The 24,469-nt window shown below is 64.4% G+C and carries 24 protein-coding genes and 3 pseudogenes; 12 read left to right on the top strand and 15 right to left on the bottom strand.

The window, feature by feature from the left end; all coding sequences use genetic code 11:
* Positions 1 to 138: 138 nt before the first annotated feature.
* Positions 139 to 321 (bottom strand): YdcH family protein, encoded by a 183-nt coding sequence (locus ACVW16_RS22785; protein WP_092227209.1) that lies wholly within the window; start codon positions 319 to 321, stop codon positions 139 to 141.
* 328 nt (positions 322 to 649) lie between these two features.
* Here ACVW16_RS22785 and ACVW16_RS22780 point away from each other — a divergent pair, with 328 nt between their 5' ends.
* The 3 genes from ACVW16_RS22780 to ACVW16_RS22770 all read left to right on the top strand — a co-directional run bounded on the left by ACVW16_RS22780 (position 650) and on the right by ACVW16_RS22770 (position 1,466).
* The gene (locus ACVW16_RS22780; protein ID WP_092227208.1) at positions 650 to 856 is read left to right on the top strand and encodes a YdcH family protein; all 207 of its coding nucleotides are present in this window, start codon (positions 650 to 652) and stop codon (positions 854 to 856) included.
* Positions 857 to 978: 122 nt separating this feature from the next.
* Positions 979 to 1,185, top strand: coding sequence for a hypothetical protein (locus ACVW16_RS22775; protein ID WP_456701347.1), 207 nt, complete (start codon positions 979 to 981; stop codon positions 1,183 to 1,185).
* A 29-nt stretch (positions 1,186 to 1,214) separates the two neighbouring features.
* Positions 1,215 to 1,466 (top strand): hypothetical protein, encoded by a 252-nt coding sequence (locus tag ACVW16_RS22770; protein ID WP_092227206.1) that lies wholly within the window; start codon positions 1,215 to 1,217, stop codon positions 1,464 to 1,466.
* Between the two features lies 1 nt (position 1,467).
* On the opposite strand, the pseudogene ACVW16_RS22765 reads toward ACVW16_RS22770, so the two are convergent.
* Positions 1,468 to 2,176 (bottom strand): annotated as a pseudogene (locus ACVW16_RS22765) (GGDEF domain-containing protein).
* Between the two features lie 141 nt (positions 2,177 to 2,317).
* Here ACVW16_RS22765 and purE point away from each other — a divergent pair.
* Both purE and ACVW16_RS22755 read left to right on the top strand, forming a co-directional pair.
* Positions 2,318 to 2,806 carry a 5-(carboxyamino)imidazole ribonucleotide mutase gene (purE, locus tag ACVW16_RS22760; protein ID WP_456701345.1) on the top strand — a complete coding sequence of 163 codons (489 nt, stop codon included), beginning with the start codon at positions 2,318 to 2,320 and terminating at the stop codon, positions 2,804 to 2,806.
* Complete coding sequence (locus tag ACVW16_RS22755; RefSeq protein ID WP_456701344.1) at positions 2,803 to 3,909, top strand: 5-(carboxyamino)imidazole ribonucleotide synthase; 1,107 nt, start codon at positions 2,803 to 2,805, stop codon at positions 3,907 to 3,909. Before purE ends, ACVW16_RS22755 begins: the two co-directional genes overlap by 4 nt.
* A 91-nt stretch (positions 3,910 to 4,000) precedes the next feature.
* Here the strand turns inward: ACVW16_RS22755 and aqpZ are convergent.
* A pseudogene (gene aqpZ, locus ACVW16_RS22750) lies at positions 4,001 to 4,724 on the bottom strand (aquaporin Z).
* 259 nt (positions 4,725 to 4,983) lie between these two features.
* Here aqpZ and rpsU point away from each other — a divergent pair.
* Together rpsU and ACVW16_RS22740 are read left to right on the top strand one after the other, a co-directional pair.
* The gene (gene rpsU / locus ACVW16_RS22745; protein ID WP_456736217.1) at positions 4,984 to 5,286 is read left to right on the top strand and encodes a 30S ribosomal protein S21; all 303 of its coding nucleotides are present in this window, start codon (positions 4,984 to 4,986) and stop codon (positions 5,284 to 5,286) included.
* A 128-nt stretch (positions 5,287 to 5,414) separates the two neighbouring features.
* A complete protein-coding gene (locus ACVW16_RS22740; RefSeq protein ID WP_456701342.1) occupies positions 5,415 to 6,068 on the top strand; it encodes a tetratricopeptide repeat protein in 654 nt (217 codons plus the stop codon).
* Between the two features lie 90 nt (positions 6,069 to 6,158).
* Here the strand turns inward: ACVW16_RS22740 and ACVW16_RS22735 are convergent, their stop codons facing one another.
* The 9 genes from ACVW16_RS22735 to ACVW16_RS22695 all read right to left on the bottom strand — a co-directional run bounded on the left by ACVW16_RS22735 (position 6,159) and on the right by ACVW16_RS22695 (position 14,808).
* Positions 6,159 to 7,133 (bottom strand): hypothetical protein, encoded by a 975-nt coding sequence (locus ACVW16_RS22735; RefSeq protein ID WP_456736218.1) that lies wholly within the window; start codon positions 7,131 to 7,133, stop codon positions 6,159 to 6,161.
* Between the two features lie 91 nt (positions 7,134 to 7,224).
* Positions 7,225 to 7,509, bottom strand: a complete 285-nt coding sequence (locus ACVW16_RS22730) for a cupin domain-containing protein (RefSeq protein WP_456701340.1) — start codon at positions 7,507 to 7,509, stop codon at positions 7,225 to 7,227.
* Between the two features lie 25 nt (positions 7,510 to 7,534).
* Entirely contained in the window at positions 7,535 to 8,632 is a 1,098-nt protein-coding gene (locus tag ACVW16_RS22725; protein ID WP_456701339.1) for a calcium:proton antiporter, read from the bottom strand.
* A gap of 60 nt (positions 8,633 to 8,692) precedes the next feature.
* The gene (locus ACVW16_RS22720; protein ID WP_456736219.1) at positions 8,693 to 9,493 is read right to left on the bottom strand and encodes an alpha/beta hydrolase; all 801 of its coding nucleotides are present in this window, start codon (positions 9,491 to 9,493) and stop codon (positions 8,693 to 8,695) included.
* A gap of 21 nt (positions 9,494 to 9,514) precedes the next feature.
* On the bottom strand, positions 9,515 to 10,912 hold the full coding sequence (locus ACVW16_RS22715; protein WP_456701337.1) for an NAD(P)(+) transhydrogenase (Re/Si-specific) subunit beta: 1,398 nt from the start codon (positions 10,910 to 10,912) through the stop codon (positions 9,515 to 9,517).
* Positions 10,913 to 10,951: 39 nt separating this feature from the next.
* Positions 10,952 to 11,269 carry a proton-translocating transhydrogenase family protein gene (locus ACVW16_RS22710; protein ID WP_456701336.1) on the bottom strand — a complete coding sequence of 106 codons (318 nt, stop codon included), beginning with the start codon at positions 11,267 to 11,269 and terminating at the stop codon, positions 10,952 to 10,954.
* A gap of 11 nt (positions 11,270 to 11,280) precedes the next feature.
* Positions 11,281 to 12,408 carry a Re/Si-specific NAD(P)(+) transhydrogenase subunit alpha gene (locus tag ACVW16_RS22705; RefSeq protein WP_456736220.1) on the bottom strand — a complete coding sequence of 376 codons (1,128 nt, stop codon included), beginning with the start codon at positions 12,406 to 12,408 and terminating at the stop codon, positions 11,281 to 11,283.
* 144 nt (positions 12,409 to 12,552) lie between these two features.
* Entirely contained in the window at positions 12,553 to 12,705 is a 153-nt protein-coding gene (locus tag ACVW16_RS22700; protein ID WP_018317799.1) for an aa3-type cytochrome c oxidase subunit IV, read from the bottom strand.
* Positions 12,706 to 12,912: 207 nt separating this feature from the next.
* A complete protein-coding gene (locus tag ACVW16_RS22695) occupies positions 12,913 to 14,808 on the bottom strand; it encodes a M3 family oligoendopeptidase (RefSeq protein ID WP_456736221.1) in 1,896 nt (631 codons plus the stop codon).
* Between the two features lie 127 nt (positions 14,809 to 14,935).
* Here ACVW16_RS22695 and ACVW16_RS22690 point away from each other — a divergent pair, with 127 nt between their 5' ends.
* From ACVW16_RS22690 to ACVW16_RS22680, 3 genes are all read left to right on the top strand, one after another.
* Positions 14,936 to 16,432, top strand: coding sequence for a sigma-54-dependent transcriptional regulator (locus ACVW16_RS22690; RefSeq protein ID WP_456802428.1), 1,497 nt, complete (start codon positions 14,936 to 14,938; stop codon positions 16,430 to 16,432).
* A 348-nt stretch (positions 16,433 to 16,780) separates the two neighbouring features.
* Positions 16,781 to 19,015 carry a L,D-transpeptidase scaffold domain-containing protein gene (locus tag ACVW16_RS22685; protein WP_456736222.1) on the top strand — a complete coding sequence of 745 codons (2,235 nt, stop codon included), beginning with the start codon at positions 16,781 to 16,783 and terminating at the stop codon, positions 19,013 to 19,015.
* Positions 19,016 to 19,294: 279 nt separating this feature from the next.
* On the top strand, positions 19,295 to 20,908 hold the full coding sequence (locus ACVW16_RS22680) for a DUF882 domain-containing protein (protein ID WP_456736223.1): 1,614 nt from the start codon (positions 19,295 to 19,297) through the stop codon (positions 20,906 to 20,908).
* A 17-nt stretch (positions 20,909 to 20,925) separates the two neighbouring features.
* Here ACVW16_RS22680 and ACVW16_RS22675 read toward each other — a convergent pair.
* From ACVW16_RS22675 to ACVW16_RS22665, 3 genes and pseudogenes are all read right to left on the bottom strand, one after another.
* Positions 20,926 to 21,352 (bottom strand): annotated as a pseudogene (locus tag ACVW16_RS22675) (DUF1801 domain-containing protein).
* A 103-nt stretch (positions 21,353 to 21,455) separates the two neighbouring features.
* Positions 21,456 to 21,728, bottom strand: a complete 273-nt coding sequence (locus ACVW16_RS22670) for a DUF2312 domain-containing protein (protein ID WP_014492426.1) — start codon at positions 21,726 to 21,728, stop codon at positions 21,456 to 21,458.
* A gap of 196 nt (positions 21,729 to 21,924) precedes the next feature.
* On the bottom strand, positions 21,925 to 22,230 hold the full coding sequence (locus ACVW16_RS22665) for a DUF1244 domain-containing protein (protein ID WP_456701329.1): 306 nt from the start codon (positions 22,228 to 22,230) through the stop codon (positions 21,925 to 21,927).
* Positions 22,231 to 22,398: 168 nt separating this feature from the next.
* Here ACVW16_RS22665 and ACVW16_RS22660 point away from each other — a divergent pair, with 168 nt between their 5' ends.
* Together ACVW16_RS22660 and pyk are read left to right on the top strand one after the other, a co-directional pair.
* Entirely contained in the window at positions 22,399 to 22,995 is a 597-nt protein-coding gene (locus ACVW16_RS22660; protein WP_456736224.1) for a DUF1036 domain-containing protein, read from the top strand.
* Complete coding sequence (gene pyk, locus ACVW16_RS22655) at positions 22,992 to 24,428, top strand: pyruvate kinase (RefSeq protein WP_456736225.1); 1,437 nt, start codon at positions 22,992 to 22,994, stop codon at positions 24,426 to 24,428. The genes ACVW16_RS22660 and pyk overlap by 4 nt, the downstream gene beginning before the upstream one ends.
* Positions 24,429 to 24,469 lie beyond the last annotated feature (41 nt).

Below are 24,469 nucleotides of genomic sequence, written 5' to 3'. Positions count from 1 at the left end.
GTCACGAAAACGCGTCCAAACAAACAAGCTGCGCGACGATCATCGCGCAGCGCGCGCATCCTGCCGCAGGGATGAGCACAAACGCGCTGATCCCTGCGTGAAAGGATGCGATTAAGCTCTACACTGTTACAGGGGTTACTAGTGAAGCGTATCGCCAGTGTTCTTCAGACGTTCGATCTGGTCCTTGACCAGCAACTTCCGGCGCTTCAACTCAACAATTTGCAGGTCGTCTGTTGAAAGGTGCACGAGAGCCTCGTGCAATTCGTTCTCGAGAATTTTATGCTTCCGTTCCAATTCAACCAGATGTGCCTGAATTGTCATTCGAAACCTCCTCGGTAGGGGTGAACCTTGGATTCGATCCGGACGAGGGACTCTACATCACCGATTCGTTCTGTCGATGGGTATCCGTCGTCGCGCCGTCATTTTTGAAAATTCATATGTAACGAACCGTGAGTAAGGAACCACGAGACGAAAAATCCATGATATCAATGTGCTCGCGCGACACTGCTTCCGAATCGTTGAAATATCTTGAGATGGAGCGGTGCGTGGAGGTGCAGATCGCTTGCGATCACGCCGCGCAAGGACGATAATTTCCACAGGGCATCCACAGCCTTGATCTCAAGCCTATCGGTTTTCGGCCACCGCAGACATGACCCATGAAGACGAGCGTGAGCTCGAAACCGAGCTCACCCGGTTGCAGCAGGAACACCGAGATCTCGATGCGGCGATCGATGCACTGCATCAATCGCCCGCCCCCGACCTGTTGCGGTTACAGCGGTTGAAGAAGCGCAAGCTGTTGTTGCGCGACCGTATCGCCTTCATCGAAGACCAGATCACGCCGGACATCATCGCCTGATCCACAGCGGCTGCGGAAGTGCGGAGTCGAATCCGCTTGACTCAAAAAGAACAAAATAAGAACATTTGTCCCGGCCCCAATATGCCGGAAACACCCAAGGACAACCCGCAAGGACACCGCAGATGCCAGTCCCCGCCCCTCTCGACAACGGCCACTATGAACAAGCCTGTGATCAGGCGATCGCGATGTGCGACGGCAATCTGCGCAGCACCATCAAGGCGCTGATCATGGCCAACGAATATCTGGAAGCCGAACTGGAGGAATTGCAGGCAGCGATTTCGGCCGGCTGCATTCCGGAATCCTCGCGTAGCAGAAGCAGCGCGGCCTGAACCTCGAGGCGCACCATTGGAGCAACGCCATGTCTGATGTGACCTACTACGTTGCAATGCCGTTCCTGATTGATGCCGACGGATCGCCTGTCGCGGGCGCCGCCGAGGAATGCCAGAGCCCGACGGCCGCCTTACGGCGCGCAGAGGCTCTGGCGCACGGTCCCGGCCATATCGGCGCGGTCGCGTTCAGTCGCAGCGGCGATCCGATGACCGGTGAATTCGGTGACGCCACGCTGCTGCGCAAATTCGGCAACGTGCCGGAAGATCTCGCGACCCTTTAATTTAGCTGTTGACGAGCCTGATCCGCGGCTCGTGACGCCGGTGCGCCTTGCGCACATACATGGCGGCATCGGCCTCCTCCAGCGCGCGGGTGGCATCGGACTGCGCACCGAGCAGCGCGACACCGGCAGAAGCGCCGGCCATCACCTGCTGGCCACGAAAGGTGAATGACAAATCGTCGATCGCCTGTTCGAGGATAACAGCCTTCGCCTTCGCATCGGCCTCGCCGAGATTCCACAACAGCAGGGCAAACTCGTCGCCACCCAGGCGGCCGACCACGTCGGAGGCGCGGATCTGCCGGGTTCAGCGTCGTGGCGATCGCCTTCAGCACCTCGTCGCCGGCGGCATGGCCGAAGGAATCGTTGATCGGCTTCAGCCGGTCGACGTCGAGCACGATCAGCGCGCCGCTGGCGCGGTAGCGCCTCATGTAGGCGACGGCGCGTTGGAGCTCGCGCTCAAAGCCGCGCCGGTTGGGAATATCGAGCAGGAAGTCGGTGTCGGCCGCAGCTTCGAGTTCGGCGACGCGGCGCAGCGCCTGCGTCAGCTTGATCCGCAGGCCGCGGATGGTCGCCTTGCTGATGTCCGCGCCGGCTGTGGCCGCGCGAGACGGCGCGGAGGGCCTGGCCCGCTTGGGAGCAGTTTTGGTTCGGGTCCCGCCGGTTTTCCGGCCCTTTTTGGCCTTCGCAGCGGTCGCCCTTTTTGGTTTCTTCATGGGCTTCCTGCTCAATGAAGGCTTGCGGGGATTCACCAAGTCAGGATAGTGCATTCCCTTCTCCTTGCCACCGCCTTGCGAGCCGCCGGCCGGAACCGTTAATCTGGCCTATCTTTCTGTTTTCCGAGCATAATTGACGTCATGACCGCGCCGATCGCCATCATCATGGGAAGCCAGTCGGACTGGGAGACGATGCGGCACGCCGCCGACACGCTCGCCGCGCTTGGCGTCGCCTCCGACAATCGCATCGTTTCGGCACACCGCACCCCCGACCGGCTGTTCGGCTTTGCCAAAGGCGCCAAGGCCGCAGGTTTCAAGGTCATCATCGCCGGCGCCGGGGGCGCCGCGCATCTGCCGGGCATGACCGCGGCGCTGACGGAACTGCCGGTGTTCGGCGTTCCCGTGGAGTCCAGGACGCTCAAGGGTGTCGATTCGCTCTATTCGATCGTCCAAATGCCCGCCGGCATTCCGGTCGGCACGCTCGCGATCGGCAAGGCCGGCGCGATCAACGCGGCGCTGCTCGCGGCATCCGTGCTGGCACTGTCCGATCCGGCCCTGTCCGATCGCCTCGCCGCCTGGCGCAAGGCGCAGACCGAGGCGATCGCCGAGCGCCCGGAGGACAAGGCGTGACTGACGCAAAGCAGGTGAAGCTGAACCCCGGCGACACCATCGGAATCCTTGGCGGGGGACAACTCGGTCGCATGCTGGCCATGGCCGCGGCACGCCTCGGCCTGCGCTGCCAGGTGTTCTCGCCCGATCCTGATTCGCCGGCCTTCGACGTCGTGCTGAACGCAACCTGCGCCGAATATGCCGACGTCGAGGCACTCGAGCTGTTCGCTCACGACGTCGACGTCATCACCTATGAATTCGAGAACGTACCGGCTGCGGCCGCCATGGTGCTGGACGCGCGCCGCCCCGTGCTGCCCAACCGCAAGATCCTCGAGACGACGCAGGACCGTCTGGCCGAAAAGGATTTCGTGACGCGGCTCGGCATCGGCACCGCTGCCTACGCCGACGTCACCTCGGTCGCGTCGTTGCGCGAGGCGATCGCGAAGATCGGCCTGCCCGCCGTGCTGAAGACCCGCCGCTTCGGCTATGACGGCAAAGGCCAGGCCATCATCCGCGAGGGCGATGACATCGCCAAGGTCTGGACCAGTCTCGCCACCAAATCGGCTATCCTGGAAGCCTTCATCCCTTACGAGCGCGAGATTTCGGTGATTGCCGCGCGCTCGGCCACAGGCCAGGTCGAGTGCTTCGACGTCACCGAGAACGAGCACCGCGACCACATTCTGAAGATTTCCCGCGCGCCTGCGCTGATTCCGGATGCGCTGGCCGAAGAGGCGCGCAGCATCGCCGGCAAGATCGCGACCGCGCTCGACTATGTCGGCGTGCTCGCCGTGGAGATGTTCGTGCTCGGCAACGGTTCCGGGCCGAGGGTGCTGGTGAACGAGATCGCCCCGCGCGTGCACAATTCCGGCCACTGGACGCTCGACGGCGCATCGGTCTCGCAGTTCGAGCAGCACATCCGCGCCATCGCCGGCTGGCCGCTCGGCAAGCCGGTGCGGCACGGTGAGGTCGTCACCATGACCAACTTGATCGGCGACGAGATCAACGATTACGAGAAGTGGCTGGGCGTGCCTGGCGCGACCGTGCACATTTACGGCAAGGGCGCCCCGCGCCCCGGCCGCAAGATGGGCCACGTCACCGAGGTCAGGCCTTCAAACCGCAAGTGAGCGGACCGCAGCAGAGCTGCGATCCCATTTTTGGTGTTGTTTTGACGCGTTTTTTTTGCGCGTACCGGCATCCACTTCGCTCGAAAACGCGCTACGCCGTCTTCACGCCGGCGACGACACCGGCGGGCTCCTCACTGAGCCAGCGATAGATCACCCCGCCCAGCGCGCCGCCGATCAACGGTGCGACCCAGAACAGCCAAAGCTGCGACAGCGCCCAGCCGCCGACGAACAGCGCAGGACCCGTGCTACGTGCCGGGTTCACCGAAGTGTTGGTGACGGGGATGGAGACGAGATGGATCATGACCAGCGCGAGCCCGATCGCGAGCGGGGCAAAACCCGCCGGCGCACGGCCGTGGGTCCGCCCCCATGATGACGAACAGGAACATCATGGTCATCACCACCTCGGTGACGAAGCAGGCCACCAAGCTGTACTGGCCGGGCGAATGCGCAGCATAGCCGTTGGACGCAAAGCCCTTGGCGAGGTCGAAGCCGGGCGCACCGCTGGCGATCACGTAGAGCAGTTCTGCCGCGACGATCGCGCCGCAGACCTGCGCGATCACGTACGGCAGGATCTGGCCTGCCGGAAAGCGACCGCCCGCGGCGAGGCCAACCGTGACGGCCGGGTTGAGGTGGCAGCCCGAGATATGGCCGATAGCGTAGGCCATGGTGACAACGCTCAAGCCGAAGGCCAGCGACACGCCGACCAGGCCGATGCCGACCTGCGGAAAGCCGGACGCGATCACGGCGCTGCCACAGCCTGCAAATGTGAGCCAGAACGTGCCGATGGCCTCGGCCGCGTATTTCTTCATGTCCATGAGATGTCTCCCCTGATTTCAAAGACGCTGGAACAATGTCCGCAGCTGCCGTTCTTGCCGCCGATTCTCCCCAATCGGGGCCGCACGGGAGCATTTTCGCCGCATTTAGTGGCTGAACTTGGCCCGAAATGCCGCTTGGCAGGTGGACATCCCAGGTTTTGTCTGATACATCCGCGCCCTCAAGGTTAAGGGCTTGCGCTTTTTGCCATCCCCTTTGACTTACCAGAATTCAAATCCGATCCACTGAAGAGGATGCCGCGTGCAGGTTCTCGTTCGCGATAACAATGTCGACCAAGCCCTCAAGGCGCTGAAGAAGAAGATGCAGCGCGAGGGCATTTTCCGCGAGATGAAGCTCCGCGGTCACTACGAGAAGCCCTCCGAGAAGAAGGCCCGCGAAAAGGCCGAAGCCGTGCGCCGCGCGCGCAAGCTGGCCCGCAAGAAGCTGCAGCGCGAAGGCCTGCTGCCGATGAAGCCGAAGCCGGTCTTCGGCACTGGCCCCGGTGGTGATCGTGGCGGCCGCGGCGGCCCCGGCGCAGGTGCAGGCCCGCGCGGACCGCGCTGATCTTGCCGATAGTGTGAAGGACTGAGTTTTCAATGACGCGGGCCCAGGCCCGCGTCATTAGTTTGTAAAGCAGTGCCTTTTCTGGGACGGGGCACTACAGATGCGGCACCAGCGCGAGCGAACCGTAGATGGCCTCCCCTTTCCCCGAGCCCGGCTTGGCGCGGCTACGCCAAATCTGGCGCCAACCGCTCGCGCTGACCTTGCTGGGGATCGCACTGTGCGGCTGCTCCTTCGATCTCGGATCGCTGATGCCGGAGAAGGACAAGCCGCAGGAAGCGCCCCATGCGGCGGCGACCCCGGATAGCAGCGCGGTCAGTCCGGGCAACGTCGCCGAGGCCCAGACCCACACGGCAAAAGCGCAAGGCTTGGCCAAGTCGGGCGAGACGCAGGCCGCGCTGGACGAGTTCAATCGCGCCGTCGCACTCGATCCCTACAACGCGCAGGCGCTCTACGGCCGCGCGCTGCTCTACCAGGCCAATAACGAGCACGACTTCGCGATCGCCGATTTCGGCGCAGCCAGCGGGCTCAATCCGCAGAAGGCCGAACCGCTGCTCGGCCGCGCCGTCAGCTATCTCGCCATCGGCAAGGTCAAGGAGGCGGCGGCCGACCTCGACGAGGCCTCCGAAGCCGATCCGCACAACGCCCAGATCTGGACGATTCGGGGCCAGGCCTATGAACGGCTGGGCGACAAGGCCAAGGCCGCGGCATCCTACAACAAGGCCGTCGCGTTGCGCCCACGCGATGACGCCGCCCGCAGCGGCCTGGCCCGCGTCGGCGGCTAACGGTCTCTCTCAGCCTTGGCTGACGGATTTTCTGAACGCGAACGGGGGCCGCGTCGCGCGAAAACGCTTTGGGAGGGCGGAGGCGCCGATTTAGTCGGGAGCGGCGCTCTTCGGCAGAACTGCGTGGAACATCGACTTCATGCCTGACAGCATCTCGTCGGCGACATTGGTTTTGGGCCGTGGCGCAGGCATGGTTGCGCCCGCATCAGCGCGCAGGTCGAGCGGCGGTGCGATCACCGGCACCGGAATATCGGCCGGCGGTGTCAGCCGATTCGGATCATCATTGCCGACGGAGGCCGTGTAGGGGGGATACGCCTGCGACGCGCCGCCATTGCCATAGGCTTCCGGGGACGGCGTCGACACATTGATCGGCGGCGGCAATGGGCGCACCGTCGACGGCACCGTTGTTACGACACGGGGAGCCTCGGGCACGCGGGAGGCTTCCTGCACCGAAGGCTCGGGCGCCCTCTCAACCGGTTTGGCCTCGACAGGCTTGATTTCGGCAGATTTGGCCTCGGCAGCCTTCTCAGCTGCCTTGCCCTCAGGGGACTTGCGCAGGCGCTCGATGGCGGCCCGCGCCAGGTCGTTGGCGTCGGGGCCCACAGCCGGAGCAGCCGGCGACGAATTGGCCTCAACCACGGGCGCAGCGCCGGGCGCTGCCGGGGACGCCGGGGACGATTTGGCAACTGCCTTCTCATGCGCTGGGGCGTGGCCGTGCGAATTGGCCTCGCCGGCGCCGGTCTCGGCAGCCTTGGTTTCGACAGGCGCGCCCTTCTCGGAAACGCTCTTCTCGGAAACGCTCTTCTCGGAAACGCCCTTCTCGGAGACGCTCTTCTCGGAGACGCCCTTCTCGGAAACGCCCTTGGCCTTGACGCCGGGGGCCGGCAGGTTGGCGACATCGGCCGGCTTGCCGTTCTTGGCGGCTTCGGCAGGCGCCAACACGGCGGCCGGTGCATCCGCTGCCGGCCTCGCGTTGATGTAGTGGTTAACGATGTAGGCCCCGATGATCGTCGCGAGCACCGAGGGGAAAATATCCATCGAAATTTTAGCGAGGTATTTCAGCATTTCTCGGCCACTCCCCGCGACCTGATGCGGGAACTTTGGGGCATTGTAAGGGATCAACTGCGACGGATCGATGGCAAAGGTGACGCGTGTCTTACGCCTTCAACTCAATCTCAAGGAACACGATCTCGGTTGAGGTTTCGTTAAGTACGTCATGTTGGACGCCGGCCTTGCGGAAATAGGATTTTCCCGCCGCGAGCCGCGCCTTGGAACGCTCCCCGCCCGGAGCGACGATGGTCATTTCGCCCGGTGTGACGGGAACGATCACGTAGTCCATCCCATGGGTGTGATGCCCGGTGGCACTGCCCGGGGCGAGCCGCCATTCCGTCACCCGGACCTCGTCATTGTCGACCTGAATCTCGGACCTGGCGGCAAGCATCCGGAGTGTCTTTCGCGGAATCGGTTCAGGGCACGAATACCATGAACGCGTAGACAGCAAATACCACCATGTGTACCAGTCCGAACAGGACATTGGTCCTGCCCGTGCCGAAGGTCAGCATGCTCAGCAAGAATGTCAGGAACAGCAGCGCCGTGTTCTGGGGATTAAGCCCCAGCACCAGCGGCTGGTCGATCACGTAGGTGGCGAGCCCGACTGCCGGGATGGTGAGGCCGATGGTGGCCAGCGAGGACCCGAGCGCGAGGTTGATGCTTTTCTGAAGATCGTTCTTGCGGGCCGCGGTGATCGCCGAGACGCCTTCCGGCATCAGGATCAGGAGCGCGACCAGGAGGCCTGCAAAGGCCGGCGGGGCGCCGATTCGGTCGGCGACGGCGTCCACCACGAGCGAGAACTTCTTGGCGAGCAGCACGACGGCCAGGAGCGAGATCAGGAGCAGCGCGATGCTGAGTGCCAGCATCGTGCCCGACAGGTGGGCCTTCCCGCTCTCGCCCTCCGCCCCCTCATGGACGAAATAGTCCTTGTGCAGGACGGTCTGGGTGTAGAGGAACACGCCGTAGAGCACGATGGTCACGAGGTCGACGAAGCCGAGTTGAAGTGTCGAGTAGATCGGCCCCGGCGTCGTCAGCGTGTAGTTGGGCATGATCAGCGTCAGCGTCGCGAGCGCAATCAGCACGCTGAGATAGACGTTGGCGCCGGAGAGCTGAAAACCCTGCTCGCGGTAGCGCAGCCCGCCGATGAAGACGCAAAGGCCGACGAGGCCGTTGCAGACGATCATCACCACCGCGAACACGGTGTCGCGCGCAAGCTCCGGCGCCGGCTTGTCGCCGAGCATGATCGTGGTGATCAGCGCGACCTCGATGATGGTCACCGCGAGCGTGAGCAGCAGCGTGCCGAAGGGCTCGCCGATCCGTTCCGCGATCACCTCGGAATGATGCACGGCCGCGAACACGGTGCCGAACAGGATGACCAGCAGAACGATCGCGAACAGGCCGCCGCCGGCGGACAGGGTGAAGCCGTAGCCGGTCACGGTGACGATCAGGAACAGCAGCACCGCCAAAGCGGGGAAGATCCAGGACGACCGCGGCATCGGTCCGTGTGCACTCATGCAGGCGATTCCTTCGTTGGGCAGAGCGATTATGCGCGAGAAGATCGCGCACGTCAGCACTCAGGAACCGTCGATGAATTGCCGCGCGGTCTCCAACGCTCCGAAATCATCGAGATTTTCGTGTCCGCCGCCGGGAAACCTCACCAGCTTCTTCGGCTCGTGTGCGAGCTCAAATAGCCGCTCGCCGAACGTGATGGGAATCGCCTGATCGTTCGTGCCGTGCATGATCAACAGCGGCACAGTGACGCCCCCGATCCGTACGTCGGAGTGGAACTGGTCGCGCATCAGCAGGCGAATCGGAACGAAACGAAAGAGCGAGGCCGCAACGTCGACCGTCGACGTGTAAGGCGCCTCCAGAATCAATTTCCCGACCGGATGCCCGGAGGCGATGGCGACCGCAACACCGGTCCCGAGCGAGAATCCCCAGGCTACGACACGCGCCGCACTGTAGCGTTGCGTTGCGAAGGCGTAGGCGGCTGCGGCGTCCTGCAACAGGCCCTGCTCGCTCGGCGCGCCGGTCGAGCCTGCATAGCCGCGGTAGGATAGCGCGACGAGGCCGGTGCCGTCGGCCGTGATACCCCTGAAGCGGCTCACGCGCCCCGCGAGAAAATCGCCATTGCCGTGGAAGAACAGCACCACGGCATGACCGGGCTTTGGCGGCACATGCCAGACGATGACCTTCGCGTCGTCGGACGTGGTGAGAACGTGCTCCTCCGCTTCCGGAAACCCCGCGGAAGCCGGCGCGGTGCGCTCGGCAGTCGGAATCGGAAACAGCATTGTGCGCTGCTTGACGAAAAGCAGCATGAGACCCGCGAGATAGCCGGCGACAACGATGATGGCGATCCATTTCAGGGCTGTCATCGCTGCGCCGGCTCCCCGGCGTTACATCGCCTTGACGATGTTCTCGGTGACTTTCTTGGCGTCGCCGAGCAGCATCATGGTGTTGTCGCGATAGAACAGCGGATTGTCGATACCGGCATAACCGGACGCCAATGACCGCTTGATGAACATCACCGTGCCAGCCTTCCAGACCTGCAGCACCGGCATGCCGTAGATCGGGGAGGTCTTGTCCTCTTCGGCCGCGGGGTTGGTGACGTCGTTGGCACCGATCACGAAGGCGATGTCGGCTTGCGCGAATTCGGAGTTGATGTCCTCGAGCTCGAACACCTCGTCGTAGGGCACATTGGCCTCGGCGAGCAGCACGTTCATGTGGCCGGGCATGCGGCCTGCGACCGGGTGAATGGCGTATTTCACCTCGACGCCTTCCTTCTTCAGCATGTCGGCCATTTCGCGCAGCGCGTGCTGGGCCTGCGCCACCGCCATGCCGTAGCCGGGCACGATGATGACCTTGGAAGCGTTCTTCATGATGAAGGCTGCGTCGTCAGCCGAGCCGAGCTTGGCCGGCTTCTGTTCACCCGTCCCGCCGGCGGCCGCCGCGGTTTCGCCGCCGAAGCCGCCGAGGATGACCGAGATGAAGGACCGGTTCATCGCGTGGCACATGATGTAGGACAGGATCGCGCCGGAGGAGCCGACCAGCGCGCCGGTGATGATCAGCGCCGAATTGCCCAGCGTGAAACCGATGCCGGCCGCAGCCCAGCCGGAGTAGGAGTTCAGCATCGAGATCACGACCGGCATGTCGGCGCCGCCGATCGGGATGATCATCAGCACACCGAGCGCCAGCGCCAGGATGACGATCAGCCAGAAGTCGAGCGCGCCGCCAGTGATGACCAGGCGGACGATGAAGAACACCAGCGCCACGGCAATCGCGATGTTGACGACGTGACGGGCGGGCAGAATGATCGGCGCGCCGCTCATGCGCGCGGACAGCTTCAGGAACGCGATCACCGAGCCGGTGAAGGTCAGCGCGCCGATGGCGACGCCGAGCGACATTTCGACCAGGCTTTGCGAATGGATGTTGCCGGAAGTCCCGATGTCGAAGGCCTCAGGCGCGTAGAACGCACCGGCGGCAACCAGCACCGCGGCCATGCCGACCAGCGAGTGGAACGCGGCGACCAGTTCCGGCATCGACGTCATCGGCACGCGGCGGGCGATCACCGCACCGATGCCGCCACCGATCGCGATGGCGACGATCACGAGCAGCCAGGCCACACCATCCGCCGGCGGATGGTTTGCCAGCGTCGTGGCGACCGCGATCGCCATACCGATCATGCCGAACAGATTGCCCTGGCGCGACGAAGCCGGGCTCGAAAGTCCGCGCAGCGACAGGATGAACAGCACCCCCGCCACGAGATACAAAAATGCAGAGAGGTTAGCGCTCATCTCAGGTCCCCATTGATCCCATCAGCCCGAGGTGGCCGCTTACTTCGACTTCTTCTTGTACATCGCCAGCATGCGCTGGGTGACAAGGAAGCCGCCAAAGATGTTCACGCATGCGAAGATCAGCGCGACGAAGCCGAAGCCGCGCGCCCAGCCCGAACCGCTCGAGACGCTTGCGACGCCGACCGCGAGCAGCGCGCCGACCACGATCACCGACGAGATCGCGTTGGTCACGCTCATCAGCGGCGTATGCAGCGCCGGGGTCACCGACCACACCACGAAATAACCGACGAAGACGGCGAGGACGAAAATCGACAGCCGGAAGATGAAGGGGTCGACGACCTGCGCAGCATGTTCCATGACAGCTCTCCTTAAACCTTCGGCTGGAAGTTCGGGTGGATGACGGCGCCGTCCTTTGTCAGCGCGGTCGCCTTGACGAGCTCGTCGTCCCAGTTCACGGCGAGCCTCTTCTCCTTCTTGTCGACCATGGTCTCGATGAAGGAGAACAGATTGCGTGCATAGAGGCTGGAGGCCGAGGCTGCGACGCGGCCGGCGACGTTGGTATAGCCGACGATCTTGATACCATCCGTCTCGACGACCTCGCCGGCCCTGGCGCCCTCGACATTGCCGCCGCGCTCGACGGCGAGATCGACCAGCACCGAGCCCGGCTTCATCGACCTGACCATCTCGCCCGACACGAGCTTCGGCGCGGGCCGTCCCGGGATCAGCGCCGTGGTGATGACGATGTCCTGCTTCTTGATGTGCTCGGCGGTGAGCGCGGCCTGCTTGGCCTGATACTCTTTGGACATTTCCTTGGCGTAGCCGCCGGCGGTCTGTGCGTTCTTGAACTCCTCGTCCTCGACGGCGAGGAACTTCGCACCGAGCGATTCCACCTGTTCCTTGGTCGCCGGCCGCACGTCGGTTGCAGTGACGACGGCGCCGAGGCGGCGCGCGGTCGCGATCGCCTGGAGGCCGGCGACGCCGACGCCCATCACGAACACCTTCGCAGCGGGCACCGTGCCGGCGGCGGTCATCATCATCGGGAAGGCGCGGCCGAAGGCTTCGGCGCCCTCGATCACGGCGCGGTAGCCGGCGAGGTTCGCCTGCGAGGACAGCACGTCCATCACCTGCGCGCGCGTGATGCGCGGCATCAATTCCATCGCGAAGGCGGAGATTCCGGCATCGGCCATCGCCTTCAGCGCGGCCTCGTTGCCGTAGGGATCCATGATGGCGATGACCAGTGCACCGCGCTTGTACTGCGACAGCTCGGAAGCCTCGGGACGCTTCACCTTGATGATGATGTCGGCGTCCTTCAGCGCATCGGCGCTGACGGTGGCGCCCACCGCGGTGAATTCGGAATCGGGGAGGCCCGACTTGATGCCGGCGCCCGGCTCGACGGCGATCTCGGCGCCCAACGCCTTAAACTTCTTCACCGTATCAGGCGAAGCCGCGACCCGCGGCTCTGACGGATCGATTTCCTTGGCAACGGCGATCTTCATAGGTCCTCCGGCGGCGCGGGACAGCGCGCATGCGCAAAAAAGTAGCGTTACTCCCGCAGCGTTGCATACCGGCTTTGCCACCGGCTTGTTTGCAGATTTTGTGAGCAGCTGCCGCCGCAACCGCGGGCAGCTGCCGAGGTCGATTTAGGTCAGGAAGATCGCCATCAGGATCACGATCAGCGCGACCGACGCCGTGCCATACTTCACCAGCTTGATGAAGCCCTCGTAGGTCTGCTCGTGGGCAACGTAGTCGTTGCCGTCGGCGGTGCTGTATGCAACTTCGCTATGATCTGCCATGGATGTCCCCAGTCGAAAGTCGAATTCCTCGGCTGGGATACCTTAAAGCTTCGGGCAGGGCAACGGCACGGAGGCGCGGTTTTCCAGCAAATAGGCTCATTTGGAATTCCGATTATCGTGGATCCAAAGCGCCCAATTGCGGCTACTGAACCGCGGTTCATCGGATACCCGGCGCCGCCCTGCTGTAAATTCGGGCACAAGCGGTCTTCAGCCCATCGCCTCCAGCTCATCGATCATGCCGGCGATGACGCTGAGCCCGCCATCCCAGAACTTGGGGTCTTTGGCGTCGAGGCCGAACGGCCGCAGCAGCTCGGAATAATGCTTGGTGCCGCCGGCGGCGAGCATGTCGAGATAGCGCTCGGCGAAGCCCTCGGCCGCTTTCTCGTAGACGGCATAGAGCGAGTTCACGAGGCAGTCGCCGAAGGCATAGGCGTAGACGTAGAACGGCGAGTGGATGAAGTGCGGGATGTACATCCAGTAGTTCTCGTAACCTGCCTTGATCTCGATCGCCGGTCCCAGGCTTTCGCCCTGCACCGACAGCCAGAGCTCCCCGAGTCGCGTCGCCGTGAGCTCGCCGTTCTTGCGCTCGGTGTGGACCGCACGCTCGAACGAATAGAACGCGATTTGTCGCACCACGGTATTGATCATGTCCTCGACCTTGCCGGCGAGCAGCGCCTGGCGCTGCTTGGCGCTCTTGGTCTGCGCCAGCAGCCGCCGGAAGGTCAGCATCTCGCCGAACACGCTTGCGGTCTCAGCCAGTGTCAGCGGCGTCGGCGCCATCAGCGCACCGTTCTTCGCGGCCAGCACCTGGTGCACGCCGTGACCGAGCTCATGCGCGAGCGTCATCACGTCGCGCGGCTTACCCTGGTAGTTCATGAGCACATAGGGGTGCGCTGACGGCGTGGTCGGATGCGAGAACGCCCCCGGGGCCTTGCCCGGGCGCACGGGCGCATCGATCCAGCGATCTGTGAAGAAACGCTCGGCGATGTCGGCCATTTCAGGCGAGAAGCCGCGATAGGCCGACAGCACCATGTTGCGCGCATCGGGCCAGCCGATGACGTCAGTCGCAGCGAAGGGCAGTGGCGCGTTGCGGTCCCAATAGGCGAGCCGTTTCTTGCCGAACCACCGCGCCTTCAGCGCGTAATAACGATGCGACAGTTTGGGATAGGCCGCGCGCACCGACGCGACCAGCGCATCCACCACCTCGCGCTCGACGCGGTTGTTCAGATGGCGGGAATCCGCGACATCCTTGAAGCCGCGCCAGCTGTCGGAGATATCCTTGTCCTTGGCGAGCGTGTTGGTGATCAGCGCAAAGGTGCGCTCATTGGCCTTGAAGGTTTTCGCCAGTGCTTCCGCCGCCGCCTTGCGCTTGGCGCCGTCACGGTCCTGCAGGAAATTGAGCGTCGGTTCGATCGCGAGTTCTTTTCCGCCGACCTTGAAGCGCAGGCCGGAGATTGTCTGGTCGAACAGCCGGTTGAAGGCGGAGTAGCCGGTCTGCGCCTTCTCCAGGAACAGCTGCTCGAGCTTGTCGTCGAGCTGGTAAGGCTTCTCCTTGCGCAGATCCTCGATCCACGGACGGTAATGCGCAAGCTCCGGCGCCTGCATGGCACGGTTCAAAATATCGTCATCGATGCGATTGAGCTCGAGCGCGAAAAACAACAAATGCGTCGACGCCGCGGTCAGCCGCTCGGAAACGTCGCCGTAAAACTTTGAAATCGCAGGGTCCACGCTGTCGCCGGCATGAACGAGACCGGCGTATGAGCCGAGACGGCCGGCGAGATCGTCGATCGCCTCGAAGCGTCGCACGGCTTCCGCGAGCCATTTTCCGCCATCTTCGTTTGCTGTGCCTGTTGCGAGCTTGCCCTTGTAGTCCGTCTCGAACGCGACGCAATCGGCAGCCATCGTTTCGAGATCGCGCGCCACTTCCGGCGCATCGATCCCGGAATAGAGATCGGCGAGGTTCCACTCCGGAAGCTTGCCTGTCTTGCTTGCAGGCTTCGCGGAGGGCTTTGCCTTGGCGACGGATCTCGTGACGGGGGACTTCTTGGCGGCGGGCTTACGAAGGGCGTTCTTTGCGAGAGCGTTCTTGGAGCGCGAAGTCATTGTGTGGGAAACCTGTGTTCAACAATCGCTGCGGCGGGCGGGGGCATCAAGGTTTAAGAGTGCGTTAAGCGGCTTCGGCCAGAGTGACCCGATTCGAGACAGATAGTAGTAGCGTGCGGGGAGCACCATGGCTGCCAGTATTTTGATTGCCGATGACGACGCCGTGGCACGCCGCCTGGTCGAGAACATGGTGCAGAAATGCGGCTATGAGACGATCGTCGTCGAGTCCGGCGACGCTGCAATATCAGCCCTGACCGCCCCCGACGCACCTGCCATCGACGCCGTGATCCTGGACCTCGTGATGCCCGGCCTCGACGGCATGGGCGTGCTGACGAAAATCCGCGAAGCAGGCCTGAGCGTGCCTGTGATCGTGCAGACCGCTCATGGCGGCATCGACAATGTGATCTCGGCCATGCGCGCCGGCGCGGCCGATTTCGTGGTCAAGCCGGTCGGCGTGGAGCGGCTTCAGGTCTCCTTGCGCAACGCGCTCAACGCCTCCGCGCTCAAGGGCGAATTGCAGCGCATTCGTCACAGCCGCGAGGGCCGGCTGACTTTCGCCGACATCATCACGCGCTCCGAAGCGATGACGGGCGCGATGCGCGCGGCGCAGAAGGCCGCCAATTCATCAATTCCCGTGCTGATCGAAGGCGAGTCCGGCGTCGGCAAGGAGATGTTCGCGCGCGCCATCCATGGCAGCGGCGAGCGCAAGGCAAAGCCCTTCGTCGCGGTCAATTGCGGCGCGATTCCCGACAATCTCGTCGAGTCCATTCTGTTCGGCCACGAGAAAGGCGCCTTCACCGGCGCGACCGAGCGGCATGCGGGCAAGTTCGTCGAGGCCCATGGCGGCACGCTGTTTCTGGACGAAGTCAGCGAGCTGCCACTGACCGCGCAGGTGAAGCTGCTCCGCGCGCTCCAGGAGGGCGCAGTGGAGGCCGTGGGCGGTCGCAAGCCCGTGAAGGTCGACGTCCGCATCATCTCCGCGACCAATCGCAAGCTGCTGGAACGGGTCAAGCAGGGCCACTTCCGCGAAGATCTTTTCTATCGCCTGCACGTGCTGCCGTTGACCATCCCCTCACTGAAGGCCCGGCGCGAGGACATCCCGCATCTTCTCAGGCATTTCCTGGCGCGCTTCGCTGCGGAGGAAAACCGTCCGATCTCCGGCGTCACTGGCGAGGCCGTCGCGCATCTCGCCCAGCTCGACTGGCCAGGCAATATCCGCCAGCTCGAGAATGCTGTTTACCGCGCGGTGGTGATGAGCGAAGGCGACCAGCTCGGTCTGGACGATTTCCCGCTGCTGGCGTCGCATCCGCATTCCGAAACGGAGATTCCGACCGCGCCGCTGATGATCGACCCGATCGCTGCCCCCACCGTCGTGTCCGGTGGCGAAATACCGATCGTACCGCTTCCCATGGCGGGCTCGCTCTCGATGTTGACCTCCACTGGCGATGTCCGGCCGCTCGAGGACATGGAGAACGAGATCATCCGCTTTGCGATCTCGCATTATCGCGGACAGATGTCCGAGGTCGCCCGCCGCCTCAAAATTGGCAGGTCCACCCTGTACCGCAAACTCGACGAAGCCGGGGTTCCCGGCCATGGCGGCAAAAGCGGCGAGGAGACGCACTGAACCTCATCCGAACAGAGCCTCGCGCGGCCCGACGATGCACACGCAAGCCGTTGAATTACGGCAAAATTCGGCTCCGGCCGAAACCGTGACTTGGAAGTGACAGACACCGGGAAAAGCGCGCGGTAAAGCCGCACAATCCGTTGCAAAAGGGGCTGTGTTGAGGTCAGTTTGTCGTGAGTTTCCCGGGTAGCGCTAGCTGCGAAAACGGGGCCTGTATATCGTCTGCGTAGGAATCGGTTGCGTGCAGGCGTTCGACTTTCGAGAGGCCGGCGCGATCGAGCCGAATCTCAATTAGGCGATAACGAAAGCTGTTCCACGGGGGACAGTTCACCCGAGGGGTGCCACACAATGCGTGACTGTTTGAACCACCGTGCGGGCTTTGACCGTGTCTTGATGACGGTCGCAGCGACCTTCCTCACGGTATCGGCCGGCTCGGCGCTGGCGCAGGATCAGGCGCGCAGCAGCGCCGCCGAGCTTGCGATCGAAGCCGCGATCCCGCGCCCCGAGCCTGCAAACGTCCCGCCCCCCACCGCCTCCGACATCAAGCCCGACACCACCGCCACCATCCAGGACACGCCGAAGGAAGCCGCAACTGAGCCGGCGAAGGCCGGGGTAGCTCCGGCTGCGGAGAAGGTCGAGACCAAGCCGTCCGACGTCGCCACGACGCCCGCAGCCGACGCGCCGAAGAGCGAGACGGCCACCACCGAGCCTGCGAAGACCGAGCCCGCCAAATCCGAAGCCGCCAAATCCGAACCGGCCGAATCTGAAGCTGCGAAGGCCGACGCCGCCGCAGCCCCGGCGGCTGCTCCCGCCGCACCTGCAGCCGCAGCAGCAACGCCGGCCGCAGAGCCGGTGAAGGCCGCGAGCAACGTGCCCGCCGCCGACCAGCCGGTCGCCGAGAAGCTCAAGGACCTGATCAACGCCAAGACCTCGCGCCATTTCGAGCGCAAGAATGAGCGCGCCGCGATCGAGAAGTTTTACGGCGCCCGTGACTACGCGCCGGTCTGGACCCAAGCCGGCAGCCTGACGACTGCTGCCAAGGGCGTGATCGCTCGGCTGAAGGATGCCGCGTCCGACGGTCTCAATCCCGCCGATTATCCGGTGCCCGACTTCGCCGCCGCCACGACGCCCGATGCGCTCGCCGACGCCGAGCTGAAGCTCACTGCCAGCATGTTCGACTATGCACGGCAGGCGCAGAGCGGCCGCATGCACTGGTCCCAGGTCAGCGCCGACATCCAGTATCCCGAGCACCCGGTCGACCCTAACGAGGTGCTCGCCAAGGTCACGACCGCAGCCGACGCCTCAGCCGCGCTCGACAGCTACAACCCGCCGCAGAAGCTCTACAAGGAGCTGAAGGCAAAGCTCGCACAGCTCCGCGGCCAGGGCGACGGTCCGGCGATCGAGATTGCCGAGGGTCCCGCGCTGAAATACACGCCTGCCAGGGGCAAGAAGCAGGCTGAGATCGTCGTGCAGGATCCGCGCGTGCCGCAGCTCCGCGCCAAGCTCGGCATCTCCGAGAACGCCAGCGACGACCATTACGACGTAACGGTCGCCGAGGCCGTGCGCAAATTCCAGGACGGCGCCGAGATCAAGGCGACCGGCGTGCTCGACGCCCAGACTGTCAGGGCGATGAACAGCCCGAAGCGGGACAAGCAGATCGACACCGTGGTGGTGAACATGGAGCGCTGGCGCTGGCTGCCGCGCGACCTCGGCGCCCCCTCGTTGGGCGATGCCTATGTCATCCTCAACATTCCCGACTATACGCTGAAGGTGATGCAGCGCGGCCAGCAGGTCTGGACCACCCGCGTCGTCACCGGCAAGCCCGGTCAGCACGCCACACCGCTGCTGACCGAGACGATGAAGTACATCACGGTCAACCCGACCTGGAACGTGCCGCCATCGATCGTCTATGGCGAATATCTGCCGGCGCTCCAGCAGGACCCGACCGTGCTTCAGCGCATGGGCCTGAAGCTGGAGCAGAACCGCGACGGCTCGGTGCACATCTCGCAGCCGCCCGGCGAGGCCAACGCGCTCGGCCGCATCCGCTTCAACTTCCCGAACAAGTTCCTGGTCTATCAGCACGACACGCCGGACAAGTATTTGTTCGCCAAGGACGAGCGCGCCTTCAGCCATGGCTGCATGCGCGTGCAATATCCGGATCAGTACGCATCGGTGCTGCTCAACATCGCCATGCCGAACGAGCACTACACGCCGGAACGCGTGCGCGGCATGTACGGTTCGGGTGAGATCGATCTGAAATTCCCGACGCCGATCCCGGTCAACATCACCTACCAGACCGCGTTCGTGGACGACGGCGGCAAGCTGCAATTCCGCAAGGACGTCTACGGCCGCGACGCTACCATGATCAACATCCTGAAGAACAGCCGCGGCAAGGATCTCGAGAGCGTCGTTGCGCACTCGCAGCCGAGCTATTCGCGCCCGGCGACGACGCTGCCATCGGGCGTGGCGGTCGCCAACAATGGCGGCTCGTCCGGGCTGAACTTCTTCGAGCGCCTGTTCGGCGGTGGCGCCCCGGCCCAGCCGCCGGCTCCAATCGGCCGCCGGCGGGTGTTCACCCGCTGAGGCCAGGCCCGCTCCTCCTGAGATTCTTCAATGAAATCAGCGACCCCGTCCCATGGATGGGGTCGCTTAACTTTAACCATTCGTCATCCGTGTTCGGGCAGCGGGCGTTTTTTCGCCACACTCAGCCGCTTAGGATTGTGGTCTGGCTTGGTTTGGGGGCGGGAAGGTCAACCTCGGATTAACCTTCTCGCTTTAACAAAGCGTTCATCCTCTTTCGCGCGCTAACGGGGTTGGCGGGAGAGTTCATTTTGAACGCTCGTCGACTGGGTGGGCTCATACGTGCTGGCTGGTTTCGCACGCCAATTCGCTGCGTTGTCGTTGTCCCATGCGGGAGTGAAGGTCGGATCTCGGATCGGCCTCGCCTCGCTGCTGCTGCTCGCGGCTGCCGGTTCGGTTCACAACGCTGCCGCGTTGAACGAAACCAAGACGCTCTCCTTCCACCACACCCATTCCGGCGAAGACCTCACGGTCACCTTCAAGCGCGATGGCCGCTACGATGAAGCCGCGCTGAAGACGCTCAACCACTTCCTGCGCGACTGGCGCACCCAGGACGAGACGGTCATGGACCGTCACCTGTTCGACATTCTCTGGGAAGTCTATCGCGACGTCGACGGCAAGCAGCCGATCCAGATCATCTCCTCCTATCGCTCCCCCGCGACCAACGCGATGCTCCGCCGCCGTTCCGCCCATACCGGCGTGGCGCGCTTCAGCCAGCACATGCTGGGCCATGCGATGGACTTCTACATTCCCGGCGTGCCGCTGGAGCAGATCCGCTTCGCCGGCCTGCGCCTCCAGCGCGGCGGCGTCGGCTTCTACCCGACATCAGGCTCGCCCTTCGTGCATCTCGATACCGGCAACGTCAGGCACTGGCCGCGGATGACGCATGACCAGCTCGTCCGCGTCTTCCCGGACGGACGCACGGTCCATATCCCGAGCGACGGCACCCCGTTGAAGGGCTATGAGCTCGCCAAGGCGGACATCGAGCGCCGCGGCGGCGACGATGGCGCTGCGACCATCGGCAAGCCGAGCTTCTTCGCCGCCCTCTTCAGGGGAAAACAGGCCCCGGCGGCCAGCGCTGACGAGGACGACGAGGGCGCGCCCGCAATCACCGAGAAGCCGGCAGCACCGACCGGCGTCGCAGCCGCCACGAAGCCGGCCGATCCGGTGCCGACGCCCCGGGCCAAGCCGCACATCGCCGCCGCGATCCAGCTCGCCTCGGCGGACGCCCAACTCGCCGCTCCGCCCAAGCCGAAGCCCGAGCCGGTGGCTGACATGCCGGCAGGCAAGTTCGAGTCCCCTGCCGACATCATCAACGCCCGCGGCTTCTGGGATACCCCGCCCGCGCCGCAGCAGGCGACGCCGGCGCAAATCGCAGCCCTGAAGGCGCGCCAGGCGCTTGCCGCCGCCACTGATCCGCAGGCCACCGCGAGCGTCTCCAATGCCGCATACGAGGCGTTGGCGTTTGCACCGGCTTCCGCCTCGCCAGTCGACCGCGCTCGCGTCGTCGCCGCCTCGGCGCCGGTCCCGCGCGGCGCACGACCCCTGTCCGTAGCCCGCAACGCCGCGCCGGCCACCGAGATCAATAGCGTCGTCGGCAAGAGCACCGACGGCATGATCGCCACCGCAACCCGGCTCTCCGCAGCCAAGGGCGAGAGCATCTGGCTCAAGATCGTGATGCTGTCGCCCAGCGCCAGCCGCGCGATGTCGGTGACGCTGATGGGCGAGCTCGATATGGCGGCGATGCGCGCCTATTTCGTCAAGCCGCAAGCTGTCATCGCGATGGGCTTTACCGACGATCCCATGCAGGGCCTGTCGTGCGACAGTTTCTCCGGTAGCGCCACCACCAAGCTCCCGACGACTTCGTTCATGATGCGCACCGCCTCGCTGCGCTGAGGCGTGAGGCGGATCACCTACCGCACCTTCCTGGCCCGCCGATCCAAATGATAGGTCAGCGCCAGCGACAGGCAGATCGATAGCTCCTGCTTCGGCAACTTGCCCGCAGCGGGCCAGCAACAGTACCCTCGTCTGCCGAAATTCGAACTGACCGGGAAAGCGCTCGCGAAATGTGTCGACCAGCGTCGTCCTGCAATTGAAGAAAATGGCGGCGTGCTCGGAATCCTTCAGGCGGCCGAGCCGGATCGTCGAGCCGCTGCCGGACTCATCGGTCAGGTAAGCCGGCTCGCCCCATTTCAGCGTTTCGGTGAGTTGGCGCACTTCGTCATGCTTCGCCGCGGTCGCAAAGATCAAGTCGCGCACCTGAAGCAGCCGCTTGCTGATCGGCGCCGGAAGGGCGTCGAAGGCACGGTTGACCTCTCGCGGTAGCGGCGGCGCAGTCACTGGCGTCTCCGTTCACAAACGAAGTGCAACAAGCCCTGTTGCAACAGGGACGATGCTTTCGCTTCCCGGGGCTACGGCAGCAGTGAGTGAGGCGCAAAACGCCTCAGAGCATCCCCAGCGCCTGCATATAGGTCTCGAGAATGGTCTCGGCCTCGGCGCGTTCGTTAGGATCCTGCTTGCGCATACGCACGATCGTGCGCAATGCCTTGACGTCGTAGCCGTTGCCCTTGCTCTCGGCATAGACGTCGCGGATGTCGTCGGAGATGGCCTTCTTCTCTTCCTCCAGCCGCTCGATGCGCTCGATGATGGATTTGAGCTGGTCCTTGGCAAATTTCGTCGCGGGCTCATCGTCGCGGACGGCGGCGGAGGTGGCCATCTTGGTACTCCCAATGGAACTGGCAAAACGAGGTGACGCCGGCATCCTCACCGCGCGTGCTGGCTAGACCCTTAGGGTTCGGACCTGTCACGTTCAAGCAAGCATCGCGCTCGTCCACAGCGCGCCCACACCTTCCTGCGGGGGCGCAGAGAAAGCTGTTGTGTGGTGCGACTCAAGCCGCTTCTCGGACAGTCGCTCAATGATTGTGGGGATGGACCTTCTTCATCGCCTCAAGCTGCCCGGGCGTTGCCGTGCCCTGGTACTTCGACTTCCAGGTCTCGTAGGGCATGCCGTAGACGGCTTCCCGGCTCTCGTCCTTGCTCAGCACGACGCCTCGTGCGTCGGCGGCGTCCTTGAGCCAGTTGGACAGGCAGTTGCGGCAGAAGCCGGCCAGATTCATCAGATCGATGTTCTGGACGTCGGTTCGCGTCTTGAGATGGTCCACAAGGCGACGGAAAGCGGCCGCCTCGAGCTCAGTTCTGGTTTTGTCGTCGATTGCCATGGCTGGACCTCGCGGCTTGCCCTCGATGATGGTCACCCTTACGGGATCAGGTAGGGTCCTGTCACAGATTTTGCCATATCACGGCGCAAACGGCCGGCTGAGCCATCGTGGGGCAGTTGCCCTGCCCCTACGCCAAATCGTCAATCATCTGGTATACGTTCCGCGACAATGATCGCCGAATCTCCTCGCCCCCTCCTTCGCCTGCTCGCCCGGTTGGTCCCGGTGCTGGTCGTTGCCTTGCTGTGCTTCTGGGCCAGCCCGGCTTCGGCCGACTTCCGGCTCTGCAACAACACCTCAAGCCGGGTCGGTATCGCGCTCGGCTACAAGGACGCCGAGGGCTGGACCACCGAGGGCTGGTGGAACATTTCGTCCCGCGCGTGCGAGACCCTGCTCAGGGGGACGCTCGTCGCCCGGTACTACTACATCTACGGGATCGACTATGACCGCGGCGGCGAATGGTCGGGGCAGGCCTTCATGTGCTCGCGCGACAAGGAATTCACCATCCGCGGCACCGAGGACTGCCTGGCGCGCGGCTACGACCGGACCGGCTTTTTCGAGGTCGATACGGGCGAGCAGCGGGCCTGGACGGTTCAACTCACCGACGCCAACGAGCAGCCTGCGCAACCCCGCGTACCCGGCATGCCCGGCCCTGTCGGCCCTGGTGGCGGCGTGCCCGGTTTGCCCAATAGTCCGCCCGGTGGTACGCCCCCCGCCGCACCTGGGCTCCCGCCAGCCCCCTCGCCACCGTCTGGGAATAAGCCATGAGGCGTCTTCGTCGTATCAAGATTCTCGCAACCCTCGGACCTGCCTCTTCGGATCTCGCAATGATCCGCCGCCTGTTCGAGGCCGGCGCCGACGTGTTCCGCATCAATATGAGCCACACCCCGCATGACAAGATGCGGGAGCTGGTGGCGACGATCCGCAATGTCGAGAGCAGCTACGGCCGCCCGATCGGCATCCTGGTCGACCTCCAGGGCCCGAAGCTCCGGCTCGGTGCATTTGCTGAAGGCGCGGTCCAGCTCCAGAACGGGCAGACCTTCACGCTCGATTCCGACAAGACACCGGGCGACGCCACGCGCGTCAATCTTCCCCACCCGGAGATCCTGGCTGCGCTGCGGCCCGGCCACGCGCTGCTGCTCGACGACGGCAAGGTGCGCCTGATCGCCGAGGAGACCACGAAGGAGCACTCGGTGACCCGCGTCGTGGTCGGCGGCAAGATGAGTGACCGCAAGGGCGTCAGCCTTCCGGATACCGACCTGCCGGTCTCGGCGATGACCCCGAAGGACCGTGCCGACCTCGAGGCCGCGTTGGCTACCGGCGTCGACTGGATCGCGCTGTCCTTCGTGCAGCGCGCCGACGACGTGCTGGAGGCCAAGAAGATGATCCGCGGCCGCGCCGCGGTGATGGCCAAGATCGAGAAGCCGCAGGCAATCGACCGCCTTGCCGACATCATCGAGGCCTCCGACGCGCTGATGGTGGCGCGCGGCGACCTCGGCGTCGAGCTGCCGCTGGAGCGCGTGCCGAGCCTGCAGAAGCAGATGACGCGCATGGCGCGCCGCGCCGGCAAGCCGGTGGTGGTCGCAACCCAGATGCTGGAATCGATGATCCAGGCGCCGGTGCCGACCCGCGCCGAAGTCTCCGACGTCGCCACCGCCGTCTATGAGGGCGCCGACGCCATCATGCTGTCGGCGGAATCGGCGGCCGGCAAATTCCCGGTCGAGGCGGTCTCGACCATGAACCGCATCGGCGAGGAGGTCGAGCGCGACCCGACTTACCGGTCCGTGATCACCGCCCAGCGCCCCGCGCCGGAATCAACGGCGGGCGACGCCATCGCCGACGCCGCGCGGCAGATCGCCGAGACACTCGACTTGCCGGCCCTGATCTGCTGGACCAGCTCCGGCTCGACCGCGACGCGCGTGGCGCGCGAGCGCCCGAAGCCGCCGGTCGTGGCGATCACGCCGAACATCACAGCCGGCCGCCGGCTCGCCGTCGTCTGGGGCGTGCATTGCGTGGTGGCCGAGGATGCGCGCGATCAGGACGACATGGTGAGCCGCGCCGGCCAGATCGCCTTCCGCGACGGCTTCGTCCGCGCCGGCCAGCGCGTGATCATCGTCGCCGGCGTGCCGCTCGGCATTCCCGGCACCACCAACATGGTGCGTATCGCTTCCGTCGGCCCCGAGGGCGACGCCAATATTTGAGGCGGCCGGCACCCGGCCGATCAAAATGCGAAAACAACCCC

It is taken from the genome of Bradyrhizobium sp. USDA 4474 (assembly GCF_054057515.1).
Note: the sequence above shows the minus strand (reverse complement) of the source record. Positions and strands in the feature narration are given on the sequence as shown.

Bases quoted from the DNA above. Each gene is read 5' to 3' on its own strand.
- ACVW16_RS22785 (WP_092227209.1), bottom strand. From the start codon at position 321: ATGACAATTCAGGCACATCTGGTTGAATTGGAACGGAAGCATAAAATT.
- ACVW16_RS22780 (WP_092227208.1), top strand. From the start codon at position 650: ATGACCCATGAAGACGAGCGTGAGCTCGAAACCGAGCTCACCCGGTTG.
- ACVW16_RS22775 (WP_456701347.1), top strand. From the start codon at position 979: ATGCCAGTCCCCGCCCCTCTCGACAACGGCCACTATGAACAAGCCTGT.
- ACVW16_RS22770 (WP_092227206.1), top strand. From the start codon at position 1,215: ATGTCTGATGTGACCTACTACGTTGCAATGCCGTTCCTGATTGATGCC.
- purE (WP_456701345.1), top strand. From the start codon at position 2,318: ATGACCGCGCCGATCGCCATCATCATGGGAAGCCAGTCGGACTGGGAG.
- ACVW16_RS22740 (WP_456701342.1), top strand. From the start codon at position 5,415: ATGGCCTCCCCTTTCCCCGAGCCCGGCTTGGCGCGGCTACGCCAAATC.
- ACVW16_RS22735 (WP_456736218.1), bottom strand. From the start codon at position 7,133: ATGCTGAAATACCTCGCTAAAATTTCGATGGATATTTTCCCCTCGGTG.
- ACVW16_RS22730 (WP_456701340.1), bottom strand. From the start codon at position 7,509: ATGCTTGCCGCCAGGTCCGAGATTCAGGTCGACAATGACGAGGTCCGG.
- ACVW16_RS22725 (WP_456701339.1), bottom strand. From the start codon at position 8,632: ATGAGTGCACACGGACCGATGCCGCGGTCGTCCTGGATCTTCCCCGCT.
- ACVW16_RS22720 (WP_456736219.1), bottom strand. From the start codon at position 9,493: ATGACAGCCCTGAAATGGATCGCCATCATCGTTGTCGCCGGCTATCTC.
- ACVW16_RS22715 (WP_456701337.1), bottom strand. From the start codon at position 10,912: ATGAGCGCTAACCTCTCTGCATTTTTGTATCTCGTGGCGGGGGTGCTG.
- ACVW16_RS22710 (WP_456701336.1), bottom strand. From the start codon at position 11,269: ATGGAACATGCTGCGCAGGTCGTCGACCCCTTCATCTTCCGGCTGTCG.
- ACVW16_RS22705 (WP_456736220.1), bottom strand. From the start codon at position 12,408: ATGAAGATCGCCGTTGCCAAGGAAATCGATCCGTCAGAGCCGCGGGTC.
- ACVW16_RS22700 (WP_018317799.1), bottom strand. From the start codon at position 12,705: ATGGCAGATCATAGCGAAGTTGCATACAGCACCGCCGACGGCAACGAC.
- ACVW16_RS22695 (WP_456736221.1), bottom strand. From the start codon at position 14,808: ATGACTTCGCGCTCCAAGAACGCTCTCGCAAAGAACGCCCTTCGTAAG.
- ACVW16_RS22690 (WP_456802428.1), top strand. From the start codon at position 14,936: ATGGCTGCCAGTATTTTGATTGCCGATGACGACGCCGTGGCACGCCGC.
- ACVW16_RS22685 (WP_456736222.1), top strand. From the start codon at position 16,781: ATGCGTGACTGTTTGAACCACCGTGCGGGCTTTGACCGTGTCTTGATG.
- ACVW16_RS22670 (WP_014492426.1), bottom strand. From the start codon at position 21,728: ATGGCCACCTCCGCCGCCGTCCGCGACGATGAGCCCGCGACGAAATTT.
- ACVW16_RS22665 (WP_456701329.1), bottom strand. From the start codon at position 22,230: ATGGCAATCGACGACAAAACCAGAACTGAGCTCGAGGCGGCCGCTTTC.
- ACVW16_RS22660 (WP_456736224.1), top strand. From the start codon at position 22,399: ATGATCGCCGAATCTCCTCGCCCCCTCCTTCGCCTGCTCGCCCGGTTG.
- pyk (WP_456736225.1), top strand. From the start codon at position 22,992: ATGAGGCGTCTTCGTCGTATCAAGATTCTCGCAACCCTCGGACCTGCC.